Origin of the sequence: Methanoculleus sp. MH98A (assembly GCF_000691865.1) — an archaeon.
Lineage (GTDB): Archaea > Halobacteriota > Methanomicrobia > Methanomicrobiales > Methanoculleaceae > Methanoculleus.
Genome location: NZ_JMIO01000275.1, coordinates 1 through 803, shown reverse-complemented (window position 1 = coordinate 803; position 803 = coordinate 1). Strand labels below are relative to the sequence as shown.

At 42.0% G+C, this 803-nt stretch carries 1 protein-coding gene; it reads left to right on the top strand.

Going from position 1 to position 803, the window contains the following annotated elements:
- On the top strand, nt 1-803 hold an 803-nt coding region (locus EI28_RS14590; RefSeq protein ID WP_197018540.1), incomplete at both ends, for a hypothetical protein.

The window sequence follows — 803 nt, the reverse complement described above, 5'->3', positions numbered from 1 at the left end:
GATGGAAACCTTGTTGAATACCAGCCTCCCAACCATTTGATTTTAGAAGTGATGGAGCAGTGGAGATCCTTTCAGTTTCACGAGTTTTTCACTCTTGTTTTAGAGCAGATCCTGACGTCATTCATCTATTCTTTAGAGGAGTGCCCGGGAGGCCTTTCAAAGGGCCAATTTGTTGAGAATTGCGCGGACTTCTCCACAATCGTTAGTGACTATCTGAATGTTGACGTTAGTGGGAGAGTATTGTCAGAGGTTATTGATCTCTTATTATCCCTCAAAGGAGTCTCAGGTCCGCTGGATGCTGAAACAAGTAAATTGTTTGATGCGAGTGTTAGAATCCAAGATTCCCTGTCAGAGCATGCTCTAAGCATGAAGGTTTCCGATGCAATGGATGAGGGTGACTATCCTCGAGTGATTGGGCATGCGATGCTTCTCCTCTTTGTTCTAATAATCCGATATTGGCAGCATATGGATACTTTTTCTGAAAAGAACTTATGGATAATCGAGAGAGAATTGCAGAACTGGAGTTTACGTAGTTTTATAACTGAAATTCGGGGCGATCTAGGTCAGATCTCATTAGAGGGTTTGTTCAGGAAACTCATCGATGAAGTGGTTCAACAACATGATGTAATCGCCTATGAAAAGATACACTTCGGGAATACCACGTTTCGGTTTGAGCTGAAAGGAGAGAATTATTTTTATAAGCAAGAGTACGCTTGGGTTCGTCGTAGTGACAGGTTTGACTCGATAATGTCAATTTTCGAAGATGTCGGACTGATTCGCAAGGATTCGGATATCTATTCAAT